Genomic DNA, 15,996 nt, shown 5'->3' with positions numbered 1-15,996 from the left:
CATTGGACAATGCGTATAACAAAGATAGCGAGGGGATCATGAATCTCGATGAGGCTGATAGTCTTTCTGAACAGATTGCAAAATATATAAGTGAACAGATCATTAGTGGAGAATTGGTCGAAGGAGAGCGTATTCAAGAATTACGCATCGCTAAAGAGTTAGATGTAAGCCGTGGCTCAGTCCGAGAAGCATTGTTGATTTTGGAACGAACTTATTTGATTGAGATTTTTCCACGTCGTGGTGCAATTGTCTCTGAAATGTCAGCGCAACAAGTCAAAGCATTATTTGATACCAATGTCATGGTGTTGGGTCATATCGTGCAGAGAATTAGTGAGACTTGGCGAGTCAACGAAGCAGAGCAATTGCAGGTTCTTCTTGATCAGTTGGTGGAGTTTGTCAGAGCTGGGGATATTGAAAAGTTCTACGATGCGATTTTTAAATATTTAGCTGAACAACATGAAATGGTGGCAAACCCATATCTCATGAAGTTCTATAAAGAACTGTTGCCATCGTTACGCCGTAGCTATTTTTTAACGTTAAATACTTCTCGTCGAGAACTTCAAGAATCATTTACCCTGTTTAAGCTTGTGATTGATGCTATTTTAATCCGAAAATCACAACAAGCTGCTTTATTTATGGAAGATTTTTGTCGACACTTGCGTAACCTTGTGTTGGAATCTCTGACACGTATGAAACAGATTGAATTGGCTTGGGCTAGACGCTCACGCCGCTAGTTAGGGCAGTATGCGTTTAAGCAGTTTAAAACTTTCAGGCTTTAAATCTTTTGCCGATAGTACAACATTACATTTTAAGGCAAACCGTACTGCGGTTGTTGGGCCAAACGGTTGCGGTAAATCGAATGTTATTGATGCGATTCGCTGGGTTATGGGCGAGTCTAATGCACGCCAGCTGCGTGGCGGCAGTATGCAGGATGTCATTTTTACGGGGACAGCCAAGCGTAAACCTGTTGGTGTAGCAAGTGTAGAGCTTCGCTTTGATAATACTTATGGCAAGTTAGGTGGTGCTTATAACGCCTATAATGAGCTTGCCGTTCGCCGGCAAGTGACTCGTGAAGGCAAGTCAGAATACTTCTTAAATGGTACGCGTTGTCGTCGTCGTGATATTACCGATATTTTCTTGGGGACGGGGTTAGGCCCACGTTCTTATGCAGTAATTGAGCAGGGCATGATTAACCGTCTTGTCGATGCTAAACCAGAAGAAATGCGAGTGTTTATTGAGGAGGCGGCTGGCGTTTCTCGTTATCAAGCACGTCGCCGTGAAACGCTACAACACTTAGAACACACTGAACAAAATCTCGCACGGCTAGACGATATTGCAGCAGAGCTAAAATCCCAACTGAGAACACTCAAGCGTCAGTCGGAAGCAGCGATTCAATACAAAACTTTAGAAGGTCAAATCAGAACGCTAAAAGTTGAGATTCTTTCTTTTCAGGCAAATCAGAGTCAGAAGCTACAACAAGAATATACTGTGGAAATGACGGAACTTGGCGAGCGTTTTAAGCTTGTTCGTTCTGAGTCCAGTACGATTGAACATGACTTAGAGGCGACCAGTGCTTTATTTCAACGTTTAATTCAGCAGTCATCACCTTTACAACTAGAATGGCAACAAGCAGAGAAAAAGTTAGCTGAATTGAAAATGACGCTGGAGCAGAAGCAAAGCTTATTTCAGCAAAATAGTAGTAGTTTGGTACAGCTAGAACAGCAAAAAGTACAAACCAAAGAACGTTTACAGTTATCTGAACTACAAGTTGAAACCTTAACCACTCAATTTGATGAGCAAAATGAGCAATTACTTGAGTTGGAACAACAGACTCAATCTGCTGAACAAAATGTCAGTGATGTTCAGGCACAGCAAAAGCAAGCCCAACAACAATTTGAACAACTGAAAGCACAAGTCGATCAGCAACAACAAAAAAAGTTGCAGATGGCAGCGCAAATAGAACAGTTAGGCAAAAATGTGCTGCGGATTGAACAGCAAAAGCAAACTGTGCAGACTCAAGCGAGTCAAATTCGTGCGCAAGTTCAAAATGATGAGCAGGAACAGCTTGAGCAATTACAACAACAACTTCAACAAGAAATTATTGTATTAGAATCTGCAATTGAGCAGTTACAGCAGGATGTTCAGAAACAGCAAGATCAACAACAGATTTATAAGACCGATGTACAGAACCTAAAAACAGAGATTCAGGTTTTATTGGCAGAACAAAAGAACTTAAATCAATTGGTCGCAAAGCAAAGTCCCAAGCATGATCAAAATGTGGTTCGACTGATGCAAAGCTTGCGTTTAACTGCGCAAGGTAAAATGTATGCTGCCATTATTGAAAAGTTCTTGGCCAAATGGTTACAAGCGCAAGTATTGGATGATGAGCAGTCATTTCAGGAAGGGGTGGCGCGTCAGTTAAAGAATCCCTCTTGCGGAACTACAACCGTTCCTCATCCCTTTGATAAAGGGAGGAGTTCCAGAGGGGATAGGGGAGATTTAAAATACCTATCAGACTACATTGAAGCACCACAGTCTTCACTTTGGGCAAATGTAACCGTTGCAGATGATTTAGCGATAGCATTAGATCATCAAGTCGAACTCCATCAATCACAATCGATTGTAACGCTAGATGGTTATCATGTCGGTGCAGATTGGGTGATTGGTTTACACTACGACGAAGACAGCCAAAGTGCGCAGGGGATGTTGAGTCATCAAGTCCGTTTAGAGGAGATTCAACAGCAACTCGAAGAAAAGCAGCCGCAGTTAATTGATTTAGAAAATCAATTTGCACAATATCAGCAAGATTTACAGCGACAGCAACAAAATCTGCAACAGCAGCAGCTCACATTAAAACAAAAGCAAAAAGAGCTGCAACAGTTAGATGTACAGGTTGCTAAATTACAAAGCACAGCTCAGGCTTTTGTTCTACAACAGCAACAATTGGCAGATCAACTTAAACAGCTCGATGTACAGCTTGAGGAAGATGCCATGCAGCGTGATGATCTTGAGATTGATCTACATGCTCTGGCATTGAAATTAGAAGCCGTATTGCCGAATTATAAGACCTTACAATTTCAAGTCGAAAATTTGAATGAACAATTGGATGAGCAACAGCAACAACTCACGCAACAGCAACAACAACGTGAAGCATTGCGCCGTCAGACGTCTCAAGCCAATCAGCAAATTGAGTTATTAGAGAAAGATATTTCATTTCTAAAAACTCAATATCGACAAATTATTGAACAAATTGAACAGGCGAAGAAATTTGTAGATCCAATTCAACTCGAGTTACCAAATTTAGAGTCTCAATTCCAAGAGCAGTTCCTGCAAACTGAAAAGTTGCAAAAAAATTGGAATGAATGGCAGCTCGAATTGAATCAGGTACAAGAGAAGCAACAACAATTAACGGAACAGCGTCATCTGGCACAACAGAAAGATGAGCAAGTACGTGAATTGCTTGAGCAAAAACGTTTGGCATGGCAAGCAGCAAAATCAGATCGAGAACACTATTTAGAGCAGTTGAAAGAATTAAATACTGAAGCTTTAAATGATGTTTCGATTGAAATTAAAGAACATCAGCAAAAACTCGAAAAAGCTCAACAGCAATTTGAAAAAATTGGTGCTGTAAATTTAGCTGCCTCACAAGAGTATGAGGAGGTTTCGCAGCGTTTTGATGAGCTTAGTCACCAAATGCAAGATTTGGAAAATACCGTCGAGCAGCTTAAAGGTGCGATGAAGAGTATTGACCAAGAAACGCGTAAGTTGTTTATGACCACTTTTGATCAAGTCAATCAAGAGTTACAACTGCTATTTCCAAAAGTGTTTGGTGGTGGTGAAGCGACTTTAAGCCTTGAAGATGATTGGCAATCTGGCGTGAAGTTGATGGCACGTCCACCCGGCAAGCGGAATAGTTCTTTAGCATTGCTTTCAGGTGGTGAAAAGACCTTAACGGCTTTGGCTTTGGTCTTTGCGATCTTTAGATTAAACCCAGCGCCATTCTGTGTTTTGGATGAAGTTGATGCACCACTTGATGATGCCAACGTACAGCGGTATTGTAATTTGGTAAAAGAGCTTTCTGAACAAGTGCAATTCATTTACATTACACATAATAAATTGGCAATGACAATGGCAACTGATTTACTGGGAGTGACCATGCCAGAGCCAGGCACATCAAAATTAGTGACTGTCGATTTAGAACAGGCAAAAGAATACGGGTTAGTTGCGGAGTCTTAGTATGGAAATGAATACAATAATAGGCATTGTTATCGCCGTTGTGATTATGCTCGTTGGTTTAGTGATGATTTTAAGAAAACCAAAACCAGTTGAGCCGTCACTAGAAGCTGATTTACATATTAATCCAGAAAGTCAGCAGCCAGTGATCCCGCGCCATGTTCGTGATCAACTTCAAACTGAGGCAGTCACCGCTGCAACTGCACGAGTAGAACCAAGTTTTAAAGTGGAGTCAGCAGAAGCACAAGTAGAAACTCCTGAGCCTGTCGTAATTGTTGAAGAAAAAGTAGATGTTGTTGCTGAACAAGAAGATACAAAAACAACAACTGAACCTGTAGCTGAACAGGTTGAAGAAAAACAAATCAATGCTGAGGTCGAAATTGAGGCTGAAGCGGTTGATAAAGTTGCAACTTTAGAGACGTCAGAAAAGTCAGACGAAGAAAAATCAGAAGCTGAGCTTAGTTTAAATCCAAATATTGAAACTGTTGCTATTGAAGAGTTTGATGGTGAAAGCAATATCTTGGATGTACATTTACATGAACAACAACGTTATGATGATGAAAGTGCTTTAGCAACCGCTGAACAGATTATTGCCTTGAATGTATATCCGAATCCACGCCGTGCATTGTCAGGTGATAAAGCCTTAAAAGTACTGTTGAAATATGGCTTACGTTTCGGTGAAATGTCATGCTTCCATCGCTATGAAAATACTGATGAACCAAGTGCTTTGATGTTCTCTGTATTACGCATGACGGATAATGGTCCAGCAGGTTTCGATTTAGAAACTTTATCGGGTGAGCAGGTACAAGGCTTAGCCTTCTTCCTTGCATTACCAAATAGCAAAGCGGTTACAGGTTATGACATGATGACCAGTATTGCAGGTTTAATTGCGCGTGAGGTAGATGGTAAGGTCTACGACGAAAACAATTTAGAGTTTACACCGCAATTGAAAGAACATTGGCGTCATCATGTGATTGATTATCGTCCAAATCAAGCAACAGCTTAATGAATCTTTTATAATAAATTCAGTGAAAAGTTATAGGGCGGTTTTTCCGCCCTTTTATATGGTGAAATTTAAATGGAACACAACTCAGTTATTGAGCAAATGCGTCAGTTGATTCAACTGATTGCAAAACATAATCATGCTTACTATGTGATGGATCAACCTTCCATTTCAGATAGTGAATATGACCATTTATTTCATCAGCTTAAAGCCTTAGAACAACAATATCCAGAATGTATTCAGGCTGATACACCAACCAATAAGGTGGGTGGTCAAGCACTATCAAAATTTGAAAGCGTGACCCATGCAGTCCCAATGTTGTCGTTGGGTAATGTCTTTAATCAGGAAGACTTATTTGCTTTTGCTCGACGTATTGATGAGCGTCTACCGAATCAAAAAGTTCAATACGATGTTGAACTTAAACTCGATGGTTTAGCGATTTCACTGTGGTATGAAAATGGTGTGTTGGTTCGTGGTGTAACTCGTGGTGATGGTGAAACAGGTGAAGACATTACTCAGAATGTAAAAACCATTCGGAATCTACCTAAAGTATTATCAAGTCAGCATCAAGCCATTCCAGATTTCTTGGAAGTTCGTGGTGAAGTCCTAATGCCTAAATCGGGTTTTGAAAAGCTCAATGCTGACCAAGAGGCGAAAGGAGAGAAAACCTTTGCCAATCCGCGTAATGCTGCGGCAGGGAGTCTAAGACAGCTTGATCCAAATGTTGCTGCTTCGCGTCCATTGGCGTTCTATGCGTATGGCATCGCGCAGTGTGTCCCAAATCATGGTTTGGCTACGATGCACGATAGTTTGCATTGGCTAACCAAATTTGGTTTTGAAATTGCCGAACGTCAATTCCTGTGTGCTTCGATTGAGGAAGTGCAACAGCGTTATGAACAAATTCAACAAGAGCGCCCGAATCTTAAAGTCGAAATTGATGGCATGGTGATTAAGGTGGACAGCCTTAAGCAACAACAACAACTCGGCTTCCTGAGTCGTGAACCGCGTTGGGCAACGGCATATAAATTCCCAGCACAAGCCGCTTTAACCAAAGTTGAGAATATTGACTGGCAAGTAGGCAGAACAGGAACTTTAACGCCGGTTGCGCGTTTAGCACCTGTTTTCGTAGGTGGTGTGACGGTATCGAATGTGACCTTGCATAACATTGGTGAAATCCACCGCTTAGATGTGCGTGTAGGTGATACTGTGAGTGTCTACCGTACGGGTGATGTGATTCCAAAAGTGGAAAAAGTTTGGGCTGAGTTTCGACCTGCCGATGCTGAAATTGTGCATCTTCCTAGCAATTGTCCAGTCTGTGATTCACCTGTAGTCATGCCAGAGGGGGAGGCGTTGGCACGTTGTTCGGGTGGTTTATACTGTGCAGCGCAACGTATTGAAGCGATTCGTCACTTTGTATCCCGTAAAGCGATGGATATTGAGGGCTTGGGGGATCGTTGGGTAGAATCACTATTACATCTCGACTTACTCAAAGATGTGGCTGATATTTATCATTTGCATGAGCATCGAGACACACTTTTAACCATTGAAAAAATGGGTGAGAAGTCTGTTCAAAACTTGATTGATGCAATTGAAGCCAGCAAGAAAACGACTTTGGCTCGTTTCATTTATGGTCTAGGCATTCGCGGGGTTGGTGAGACAACAGCGCGTATGTTGGCGAATACTTTCCAGACATTTGAAGCATTGAAAGCAGCTGATATCGAAGCACTCAAGAAAACTCCTGATGTCGGTGATATTACTGCGGAATGGATTGCAGACTTTTTCCAAGCTCCACATAACATTGAGGTGTTAGATCGATTGCTTGCAGCAGGAATTCATTGGGATGCGCCGACTGCACCAACACGCCAGCCTTTAAATGGCGAGAGTTGGGTGGTGACTGGAACCTTAGAAAGTATGGGACGTGATGAAGCAACACAGAAATTGCAGGCATTAGGTGCTCGCGTGAGTGGCAGTGTTTCGAGTAAAACAAAATGTGTGGTTGCGGGTGAAAAAGCGGGAAGTAAGCTAGACAAGGCGCAGAAGTTAGAAATTCGAGTAATGAATGAACAAGAGTTTCTGGAATTTTTAGCTCAGTATGAAGTTTGATGAAGCAGATAAGGAAATCGCTAAATTAATCATAGGTTTTTGCCTAGCAGCAATTCTCCCTATTCTATTGATGATCACGTATCATCATTATGATAGCGCGACCAAATGCAAGCAAACACAAGTGTTGGATAATGTGCGAGAGTTACTAAATACTCAACTTTTAAATACTGTATTAGAAAAAGTTGAATTACGACAAAGTTTATTTCTAGATATGTTAAAAGAGCAAGAAATACAAAAAAAGTTTATTTGTCTGCAGAAAGATGGTCGACAAGCGGAGAAATGTTGGAAGGAATTTCAATTAGATATTCAAGAGGAAATGAAATTGTTTGATCAAGCTGTTGATCAGTTTGATCAAGTGAAATCGAATAATCTTGTTGCTTCTGATTCTATTTATGATCAAGGGTTATTAAAGTCAAATATATATCAGCCAAATCATATAGTTGAGTTCGCTTATCAGCAAATAAAACGATATTTAGTTGATCAAATGGATCAAGAGGATGCTTCACTATCTCAACTTGATTTCGAGTTACGTTGGGAATTAAGGCAGAAGCTATATCGATACACTGGTTTAAGGTTAGGTCAGGTGAAGAGTCTTGAGTCTGAAAATGATTCACAAAAAATCTGTAGCGTGAACGTTGAATTTCAAAAAGGTAAGATGGCTAAACTCATCTATCAACCTTATGAAAAGCTTGAATCCACTGGTCGACATGGGACAAGAAAAGAATACCTAGCGTTGCTCTATTTAGAAGACCAACATGGTAATCGTTATAAGGATATTGATGAATACATCATAAAAGCATTTAAGATTAAATAATTGTAGTTAAGCACCTCTCAATGATGAAATTGAGAGGTGCTTTTTTATTAAATATATTTTTTCACAATTCCATCATCTAGCAATTGCTGAAAATGCTCACAAACGCTCTCACGAATATCGCGATATTGAATTCCCAACTCATTTACACTGCGTTCAGCATTAAAGTAAATCGGATAGCCCATATTAAGTTTTACAAACTGACGAGAATGTCCGAGCATTGGTGCAATCAGTGAGAATGCTGTTTTTGGTACAGTAAAATGCGGGAAAGGATATTTATAACCAAACTTTTGCGTTAATGCTTTACCCATTTCAAGTAAGCTTAATGTTCCACCACAGATGATATAGCGGCCTTTGGCTTGTGGATCTAAAGCGGCTTTCACATGTGCATCAGCAACATCTCGTACATCAACAATGCCATTCCACATTGGCGGCACACCGAATAGGGTCGTACCATTGCCGAACTGTTGCAATACTTCAATACTACCTGATTGGCTTGCATCGGTCAGTGACGGCCCCATAACCAGTGCTGGATTAATACAAACTAAACTCCAACGACTTTGCTGATCTGCGATCTCCCATGCTTTGCGTTCAGCAGCCACTTTTGAATATGAGTAGGGTTGATGCGTTTCGTTGCTGGTGTTATTCCAGTCATTTTCATCAAACTCATTATTTGAAGTATCTAGAATTTCAATTGCATCACCATAGGTCGAAGCAATGCTTGAAGTGAGTACCACACGTTTAACGGATTCAGTACGGTTGACACTATTGAGGACGTTTTCAGTACCTTTCACCGCAGGCTCAATAATGTCTTTTACCGCATCTTTATAATTAGTCACAACGAAAGGTGATGCGGTATGAATCACCACCTCACAGCCTTGCATTGCATCATCAAAAGAATTTGGATCAAGTAAATCTGCTTTGAAAAATTGGATTTGTCCAGATGACTTCTCGGCGATGTCATAAAGATGTTGGATTTTATTAGTTTTAGATGGATCACGAACAGTCGCATTCACCTTATATCCTTGATTTAATAGCCGTTCAATAATCCAGCCAGCGATATAACCCGTTGCTCCAGTGACCAAGATTGGTGTGCTTTTATTCATTTCTTTTCCACATCGTATTTTTGTGATTGCTCTTATTTAGCGAATTTTGCTTGAACAAACAACAGCTGACCAGTCATTTTTTTAAGATTATTGATTAAAACAAAGGGCTAAATAAGAAGCATTGTGAATGGTTACAAAAATGAAAATAAACGTTTTCTTCATAAATTATGGGTTTAGGATCAAGATGTTCGTTTGCAAGCGCTTATTTTACTTCAAGAATTTTACTTAATTAAAACTGTAAATGCGTATGTTTCTCATTTTAATTTTATAAAAATCATAAACTTACACAAATTTAACTTTGCAATTATATTTTAACTTGCACATAATAGTGGCATTCGATAGGAGTAAGTATTATGCGTGGCAATCCAGAAGTCATCGACTATTTAAATATGCTCATTGGCGGTGAGTTGGCTGCTCGTGATCAATATTTAATTCATTCAAGAATGTACGAAGATTGGGGCTTAGGTAAAATTTACGAACGTATTGATCATGAGATGCAGGAAGAAGCTTCTCATGCTGATGCAATCATTCGTCGTGTTTTGTTTTTAGGTGCTCAACCGAATATGAATCGTGAAGACATTAATGTTGGAAACGATGTTGTGAGCTGTTTAAAAGCTGATTTGGCGCTTGAATATCATGTTCGTGAGAAACTGGCGACAGGAATTAAGCTTTGTGAAGAGAAAGGCGACTATATTAGCCGTGATATGCTTCGTCAGCAGCTTTCTGATACAGAAGAAGACCATACTTATTGGTTAGAAAAACAATTACGTTTAATTGAGTTAATTGGTTTACAGAACTATATTCAATCGCAGATCTAATATTCTAAATCAATAAAAAAACTCAGCTTAGTGCTGAGTTTTTTATTTCCGCATTTACTTTTTCGTTTGAGCGTCTTTCAAGTCTTTAAGTACCTGATCTGCATGGGTTTGTGTGTTGACACTGGTGTAGTGATACATAATCGCACCCTGAGGATTAATTAGAAAACTCTCTCTTTTAGCAATTTTTGCAATCCCAAAATTTCTTACAATCCCAAACTTTCCTGCAAGTTCACCTTTGTCATCAGCCAAAATAGGAAATGGCAAGCCAAGTTTTTCTGAAAATTTTTGGTGTGAAGCGACATCATCTAAACTTACCCCTAAAACTACAGCATTTGATTTTATAAATTGAGGGTAGAGTGACTTGAACTGATTGGCCTCTTGTGTACAGCCTGCTGTGTTGTCTTTAGGATAAAAATAGAGCACGATCCATTTACCTTTATACTGATTCAAAGTATGCCATTTACCACTTTGATCCTGTAGTTTAAAGTCTGGTGCGGATTGTCCAACCCATTCTTTCTGCGCGGTATTTTTTGAGGAAAATAAGTTACTTTGTGCTACGGTTAGACTTGGATAAGTCATCAAAAATAGTGAGCTACAAAGAATAAGAACTTTGGATTTTATCGTATTCATCATTTTGATCTCAAAGTGTAATCGCACATATTTTAGCAAATTGAAGTGGGGTGGCTAGGAAAAATAACGAATATATGCGATGTTTTATACAAAATGATTGTTCAATCAAAAGGTATGCGTTTGTCTAAGAAGATTTTACTGATCACAGGATGGGGTGGTGGAGCCGAATTATTACAACCTTTGCACGAAGCATTGCAACAGCAAGGACATTGTGTAGATCGAATTAATATTTTCAATGCCTTAGATGAGCGAGTTTTGCAACAACAAGTTGAATATGCAAGAGCGTTTGATGTAATTCTTGGATGGTCGCTGGGTGGACAACTTGCAACATTATTAGTCCATCAAATAGAAAAACAATATGCAGAACAGAAGATTTTAATTACTTTAGCTTCAAATCCTTGTTTTGTAGCGCAAGAAAACTGGTCGACTGCAATGCCTGTTGAAACATTCCAACAGTTCAAACAATCATTTGAGCAGGATGCGATTACAACTTTAAAACGCTTTGGTTTACTTGTTTGCCAAGGTGCGGATACTGCAAGAAAAGATTTTTTAGCAATGCAAAAGTTGATTCGTCCACAGCCGATTGCGTTATTGAAGCAAGGCTTACTGATGTTGGAAAAAATCAATTTGGTTGAGATGTATGAAAACTATCAAGGTGATCAGCTTCATGTGATTGCGGAGCATGATGCTTTAGTTCCTTACCAAGTTGTGCAAAATATTCAGAATTTAGCTGCAAAGAATCTATATGTTGTTTCGATTGATGGTGCTTCACATGGTTTTCCATGCTTCATGGTTGAACAGACTGTGCAAATAATTAAGGATTTTATTCAATAGACGGTTTAATCTTGCTTGAATTGAAAGTTCTCGCAATTTATTTTAGGTTTTGACACGTTTAAGATAGTTGGCCTTTGTCGGTTATGGCAACGTTATTGTATTGTGCAAATATATGACCTTACTTTTGAAGGATCAAAAGTAAGCAAAAATCCTTTGTTGAGCTGACGGCACATCCTTGATGCCGCAGCTCAACGGGCGGCATCCATGCCGCCTCTGCGATTGTAGATATTTTCGTGCATTTAATTGGCTTAGGATAAAATGAGGAGTGAATAAAGGATGACCGATTTATTTGATTTAGAACATATATGGCATCCCTATACTTCGATGTTAAATCCACTACCAACCTTTAAAGTGAAACGTGCTTATGGTGCAACGATTGAACTAGAAGATGGTCGAACTTTAGTTGATGGCATGTCGTCATGGTGGTGTGCGATTCACGGTTATAACCATCCTGAGCTGAATCAAGCGGTTGCAGATCAATTGCAGAATATGGCGCATATCATGTTTGGCGGCCTAACCCATGAACCTGCGATTGAATTGGGCAAATTATTATTAAAAATTACGCCGCCGAACTTAGATAAGATTTTCTACGCAGACTCAGGTTCGGTTGCAGTTGAAGTGGCTTTAAAAATGGCAGTGCAATATTGGGCTGCGTTGAGTCAACCTGAGAAAACTAATTTTATTACTACACGTTCTGGCTATCATGGTGATACTTGGAATGCGATGTCTGTGTGTGATCCTGTTACGGGAATGCATCAGATTTTTGGCACGAGTTTACCGAATCGAATTTTTGTACCCGCACCACAAAGCCGCTTTGATGGTGAATGGAATCCAGAAGATATTGATGAACTTAAAAAGCAAATTGAACTTCATCATCCTACACTTGCAGCATTGATTATTGAGCCGATTGTGCAGGGTGCAGGGGGAATGCGTTTTTATCATCCTGAATATTTACGCCAAGCCAAAGCTTTGTGTGAGCAGTACAATTTATTGTTAATCTTTGATGAAATTGCCACTGGTTTTGGGCGCACAGGCAAAATGTTTGCTTGGGAACATGCCCAAGTTGAACCTGACATTATGTGTATTGGTAAGGGATTGACAGGCGGTTATATGACATTGTCTGCGACCTTAACGACAAAAGATGTGGCTGAAACCATTAGCCGTGGCGAAGCGGGCGTGTTCATGCATGGTCCAACCTTTATGGCGAATCCTCTGGCTTGTGCTGTTGCTTTGAGAAGCACTCAATTATTGGTTGAGCAAGATTGGCAGAGCAATATTCAACGTATTGAAAAGATCCTTGTTGAGCAATTAAGTGATTTAGTACAGCTTGATCACGTTGCCGATGTACGGGTTCTAGGTGCGATTGGTGTGGTTGAATTAACCATCAATGTTGATATGAAAACTTTACAACAGCAGTTCGTTGAACGTGGTATTTGGGTGCGACCATTTGGAAAATTGGTCTATGTGATGCCGCCATATGTGATTAGTGATGATGAACTGAACTATTTATTAACACATTTGACTGAAGTGGTGAAAAGTATGCAAGGAGCACATGCTAATGTCCTTGCTTGATCATTATGCTGAACAGCTTGATCAACTCAAGCAACAAGGTAATTTTCGCCAATTTACTTCAAATCAACAGCATGGACGATTTATTACCATTCAAGATCGAACCATGTTGAATTTGGCATCCAATGATTATTTAGGCTTAGCTGCTGATCTAGAGTTAAGAGAGGAGTTCCTCGATACACTAAAAATCGAGCGGGCATTATTTAGTTCATCTTCTTCACGCTTACTGACTGGTAACTATGCAGAATACGAACAATTTGAAAATAGCCTAAGCAAAGCCTTTGGTCGTGCTGCATTACTTTTCAATAGTGGCTACCACATGAATATTGGTATTTTGCCTGCGCTGGCTGATAGCAAAACCATTATTTTGGCGGACAAGCTTGTGCATGCCAGTATGATCGATGGTATCCGATTGTCTACAGCTCAATATGTGCGTTATCGACACAATGATTTGCAGCATTTGGAACAGTTATTGCAAAAGTATCATCAAGATGAGCAAATTGAACGCGTTATTGTGGTGACTGAAAGTATTTTTAGTATGGATGGCGATGAGACTGATTTAGCCGCCTTGGTTCAGTTAAAACAGCGTTTCCATAAAACCATGTTATATGTGGATGAAGCACATGGCATTGGTGTGAGGGGAAAGCAGGGTTTAGGTTGTGCTGAGCAATATGCAGTATTGGATCAGATCGATTTCTTGGTTGGGGCACTTGGTAAAGCGATGGCTTCGGTTGGGGGATATATCATTTGTGATTCAATCATTCGTGATTATCTGATCAATAAAATGCGACCTTTGATTTTTAGTACTGCATTACCGCCGATTTCGATGGCTTGGTCTGACTTTATTTTTAATAAAATGTTGAGCATGCAGCAGCAACGTCAGCATTTAGCCGAAATGAGTCATTACCTACAACATGCCGTGATTGAGAAAGGTTTTTATAGTCCATCCAGTAGTCATATTATTCCGATTATTGTCGGTGAGAGCCAAGCTGCAATCGAAAAGGCGAAGTATGTGCAGCAACAGGGCTTTTATGCCATGCCTGTCCGTCCGCCAACCGTGCCGCAAAATAGTTCACGTTTAAGAATATCTTTAACTTCTTTGGTGCAAAAAAAGGAGTTAGAACAATTGGTGGAGTGTTTGTGAGCGTCAATAAAGCACTGGTTGCCCAAAGATTTGCTAAAGCAGGGCAAAGTTATGTTGAACATGCCGTGACGCAAAAGCAGATCAGTAAAGAACTATTTGAATATCTCAAAACTTATTGTCCGAAAAACTTGGATTCAGTCCTTGAGATCGGTTGTGGTTCGGGAAATTTAACTCACTTATTTCAATCTTATTTTCATACGAAGAATCTTTATTTAAATGATCTATATGAAGATGTAGCTCAACATTTTTCTGATCGGGAAAAGATACACTGGTTGATTGGTGATATAGAGCAACTTCAACTCCCTCATTCACTTGACGCAGTAATTTCAAGTTCTGCTTTACAATGGATGATTGATCTACCTGTGTTGTTACAGCGAATACATCAATCATTGAATCAAGGCGGTTATTTAGGTTTTTCTACTTTTGGAACGGAAAATTTAACTGAGATTAAGCAGCTGACAGGGCAAGGATTGAACTATTGTTCATTGAGCGCTTTGCAACAGCAACTTGAACAAAATGGTTTCGAAATTTTGTTCATACATGAACTACAAAAGCATTTGTATTTTGATCATCCAAAATCTGTTTTACATCATCTTAAAGCGACTGGCGTAACGGCGACAGCAAAATCGCATCGTTGGACCAAGCAATCTTTACAGCAGTTTTATTTAGATTATCAACAGTTTCATGATGAGCAAGGTTATCCTCTGACTTATCATCCTATATATGTCGTTGCTCGGAGAAAAGCATGAGTGCAGCAATTTATTTTGTCAGTGGTATTGATACTGAAATTGGTAAAACTTATGCCACAGGTTATCTCGCCAAACTTTGGACCGAACAGGGGCAGCGAGTTATTACCCAAAAATTAGTTCAAACGGGTAATATAGATATCTCTGAAGATATTGAAAAACACCGTGAAATTATGGGTAGTGGCTGGTTTCAAGAAGACCATGAAAAGCTGACCATGCCTGAAATTTTTACTTATCCTGCCTCGCCGCATTTAGCCACACGTTTAGATGGACGAGACTTAGATTTCGCGAAAATTGAAGCTGCGACTAAAGAATTGGCTCAGCGGTTTGAGGTCGTATTGTTAGAAGGTGCTGGCGGTTTGATGGTGCCTTTAACCACAGAATTGTTGACTATTGATTATATCGCTCAGCATCAATTTCCTGTGATTTTGGTGACTTCTGGGCGTTTGGGTAGTATTAATCATACTTTATTGAGTTTAGAAGCATTAAAGCAGCGTGGTTTGAGTTTGCATGCTTTGGTGTACAATTTAAAAGATGAATCGAAAGATCTACTTATTTCTAAAGATACAGCGGATTATTTAAAAACTTATTTAGCAAAGCATTTTCCTGATGCTCAATGGATTGAGTTGGAAAAGTTTAATTAACTTAAGTTTTAATTAGAAAAAATATTCACTCTTCACGGAGTCTCGCCGAGTTCAAGCTAAAGTTAGGGATAAATAACTGTGTCTTGCACTTCAGTTGAAATATATTTCAACTTCGTTCAGGTTCGCCCTACTTTGGTTTCGCTCAAAGTAGGCAAAGGCATTGTCATCCACAAAACCTGAGGTACGAATAGCAAAGATTAATAATCTTTGCCGTACCGCAAGGCGAAAGCTATGCTTGAGCATGAACTACGCACTCCGTTTGTCTTGCGCTAAGTCAAAGCTTTAATCGCTTTGACTTGCTCAGGTTGTGGATGACGTTTCCGAGTATCATATTTCAAGTGAAAGTTTTGATTGT

General features: G+C 39.7%; 13 protein-coding genes. 11 read left to right on the top strand and 2 right to left on the bottom strand.

Features of this window, described 5'->3' with window-relative positions; translation table 11 throughout:
- The first annotated feature begins 38 nt into the window (after window positions 1–38).
- From IO68_RS22775 to IO68_RS22755, 5 genes are all read left to right on the top strand, one after another.
- A complete protein-coding gene (locus tag IO68_RS22775) occupies window positions 39–734 on the top strand; it encodes a GntR family transcriptional regulator (protein ID WP_004881216.1) in 696 nt (231 codons plus the stop codon).
- A gap of 10 nt (window positions 735–744) precedes the next feature.
- A complete protein-coding gene (gene smc / locus IO68_RS22770; RefSeq protein ID WP_023013038.1) occupies window positions 745–4,236 on the top strand; it encodes a chromosome segregation protein SMC in 3,492 nt (1,163 codons plus the stop codon).
- Window position 4,237: 1 nt separating this feature from the next.
- Window positions 4,238–5,239: a cell division protein ZipA C-terminal FtsZ-binding domain-containing protein gene (locus IO68_RS22765; RefSeq protein WP_019385073.1), complete on the top strand. Its 1,002-nt coding sequence runs from the start codon at window positions 4,238–4,240 to the stop codon at window positions 5,237–5,239.
- A 72-nt stretch (window positions 5,240–5,311) separates the two neighbouring features.
- Complete coding sequence (ligA, locus tag IO68_RS22760; RefSeq protein ID WP_023013037.1) at window positions 5,312–7,339, top strand: NAD-dependent DNA ligase LigA; 2,028 nt, start codon at window positions 5,312–5,314, stop codon at window positions 7,337–7,339.
- Window positions 7,329–8,153, top strand: coding sequence for a hypothetical protein (locus IO68_RS22755; RefSeq protein ID WP_023013036.1), 825 nt, complete (start codon window positions 7,329–7,331; stop codon window positions 8,151–8,153). The genes ligA and IO68_RS22755 overlap by 11 nt, the downstream gene beginning before the upstream one ends.
- Before the next feature lie 47 nt (window positions 8,154–8,200).
- On the opposite strand, the gene IO68_RS22750 is transcribed toward IO68_RS22755, so the two are convergent.
- Window positions 8,201–9,256: an SDR family oxidoreductase gene (locus tag IO68_RS22750; protein ID WP_004881209.1), complete on the bottom strand. Its 1,056-nt coding sequence runs from the start codon at window positions 9,254–9,256 to the stop codon at window positions 8,201–8,203.
- Between the two features lie 353 nt (window positions 9,257–9,609).
- Between IO68_RS22750 and ftn the strand changes: the two genes are divergently transcribed.
- Window positions 9,610–10,074 carry a heteropolymeric bacterioferritin subunit Ftn gene (gene ftn / locus IO68_RS22745; protein ID WP_004881207.1) on the top strand — a complete coding sequence of 155 codons (465 nt, stop codon included), beginning with the start codon at window positions 9,610–9,612 and terminating at the stop codon, window positions 10,072–10,074.
- 54 nt (window positions 10,075–10,128) lie between these two features.
- Here the strand turns inward: ftn and IO68_RS22740 are convergent, their stop codons facing one another.
- A complete protein-coding gene (locus IO68_RS22740; RefSeq protein ID WP_004881206.1) occupies window positions 10,129–10,707 on the bottom strand; it encodes a peroxiredoxin in 579 nt (192 codons plus the stop codon).
- A 90-nt stretch (window positions 10,708–10,797) separates the two neighbouring features.
- Between IO68_RS22740 and IO68_RS22735 the strand changes: the two genes are divergently transcribed.
- The 5 genes from IO68_RS22735 to bioD all read left to right on the top strand — a co-directional run bounded on the left by IO68_RS22735 (window position 10,798) and on the right by bioD (window position 15,641).
- Window positions 10,798–11,538 (top strand): hydrolase, encoded by a 741-nt coding sequence (locus tag IO68_RS22735; RefSeq protein ID WP_023013035.1) that lies wholly within the window; start codon window positions 10,798–10,800, stop codon window positions 11,536–11,538.
- A gap of 276 nt (window positions 11,539–11,814) precedes the next feature.
- Window positions 11,815–13,110 carry an adenosylmethionine--8-amino-7-oxononanoate transaminase gene (gene bioA / locus IO68_RS22730; RefSeq protein WP_023013034.1) on the top strand — a complete coding sequence of 432 codons (1,296 nt, stop codon included), beginning with the start codon at window positions 11,815–11,817 and terminating at the stop codon, window positions 13,108–13,110.
- Window positions 13,097–14,251 (top strand): 8-amino-7-oxononanoate synthase, encoded by a 1,155-nt coding sequence (locus tag IO68_RS22725; RefSeq protein ID WP_023013033.1) that lies wholly within the window; start codon window positions 13,097–13,099, stop codon window positions 14,249–14,251. Before bioA ends, IO68_RS22725 begins: the two co-directional genes overlap by 14 nt.
- Window positions 14,242–15,000, top strand: coding sequence for a malonyl-ACP O-methyltransferase BioC (bioC, locus tag IO68_RS22720; protein WP_171068565.1), 759 nt, complete (start codon window positions 14,242–14,244; stop codon window positions 14,998–15,000). The genes IO68_RS22725 and bioC overlap by 10 nt, the downstream gene beginning before the upstream one ends.
- Window positions 14,997–15,641: a dethiobiotin synthase gene (gene bioD, locus IO68_RS22715; protein ID WP_023013031.1), complete on the top strand. Its 645-nt coding sequence runs from the start codon at window positions 14,997–14,999 to the stop codon at window positions 15,639–15,641. The genes bioC and bioD overlap by 4 nt, the downstream gene beginning before the upstream one ends.
- The last annotated feature ends 355 nt before the right edge of the window (window positions 15,642–15,996 follow it).

The sequence above is a fragment of the Acinetobacter sp. COS3 genome, assembly GCF_000475335.1.
GTDB lineage: Bacteria > Pseudomonadota > Gammaproteobacteria > Pseudomonadales > Moraxellaceae > Acinetobacter > Acinetobacter venetianus.
The sequence above is the reverse complement of the archived record's forward strand: the minus strand, read 5'-3'. Positions and strand labels throughout refer to the sequence as shown.

Coding starts and splice junctions, on each gene's coding strand:
- smc (WP_023013038.1), top strand. CDS start 745: ATGCGTTTAAGCAGTTTAAAACTTTCAGGCTTTAAATCTTTTGCCGAT.
- IO68_RS22775 (WP_004881216.1), top strand. CDS start 39: ATGAATCTCGATGAGGCTGATAGTCTTTCTGAACAGATTGCAAAATAT.
- ftn (WP_004881207.1), top strand. CDS start 9,610: ATGCGTGGCAATCCAGAAGTCATCGACTATTTAAATATGCTCATTGGC.
- IO68_RS22725 (WP_023013033.1), top strand. CDS start 13,097: ATGTCCTTGCTTGATCATTATGCTGAACAGCTTGATCAACTCAAGCAA.
- IO68_RS22750 (WP_004881209.1), bottom strand. CDS start 9,256: ATGAATAAAAGCACACCAATCTTGGTCACTGGAGCAACGGGTTATATC.
- IO68_RS22735 (WP_023013035.1), top strand. CDS start 10,798: ATGATTGTTCAATCAAAAGGTATGCGTTTGTCTAAGAAGATTTTACTG.
- bioD (WP_023013031.1), top strand. CDS start 14,997: ATGAGTGCAGCAATTTATTTTGTCAGTGGTATTGATACTGAAATTGGT.
- bioA (WP_023013034.1), top strand. CDS start 11,815: ATGACCGATTTATTTGATTTAGAACATATATGGCATCCCTATACTTCG.
- IO68_RS22765 (WP_019385073.1), top strand. CDS start 4,238: ATGGAAATGAATACAATAATAGGCATTGTTATCGCCGTTGTGATTATG.
- IO68_RS22755 (WP_023013036.1), top strand. CDS start 7,329: ATGAAGTTTGATGAAGCAGATAAGGAAATCGCTAAATTAATCATAGGT.
- IO68_RS22740 (WP_004881206.1), bottom strand. CDS start 10,707: ATGATGAATACGATAAAATCCAAAGTTCTTATTCTTTGTAGCTCACTA.
- ligA (WP_023013037.1), top strand. CDS start 5,312: ATGGAACACAACTCAGTTATTGAGCAAATGCGTCAGTTGATTCAACTG.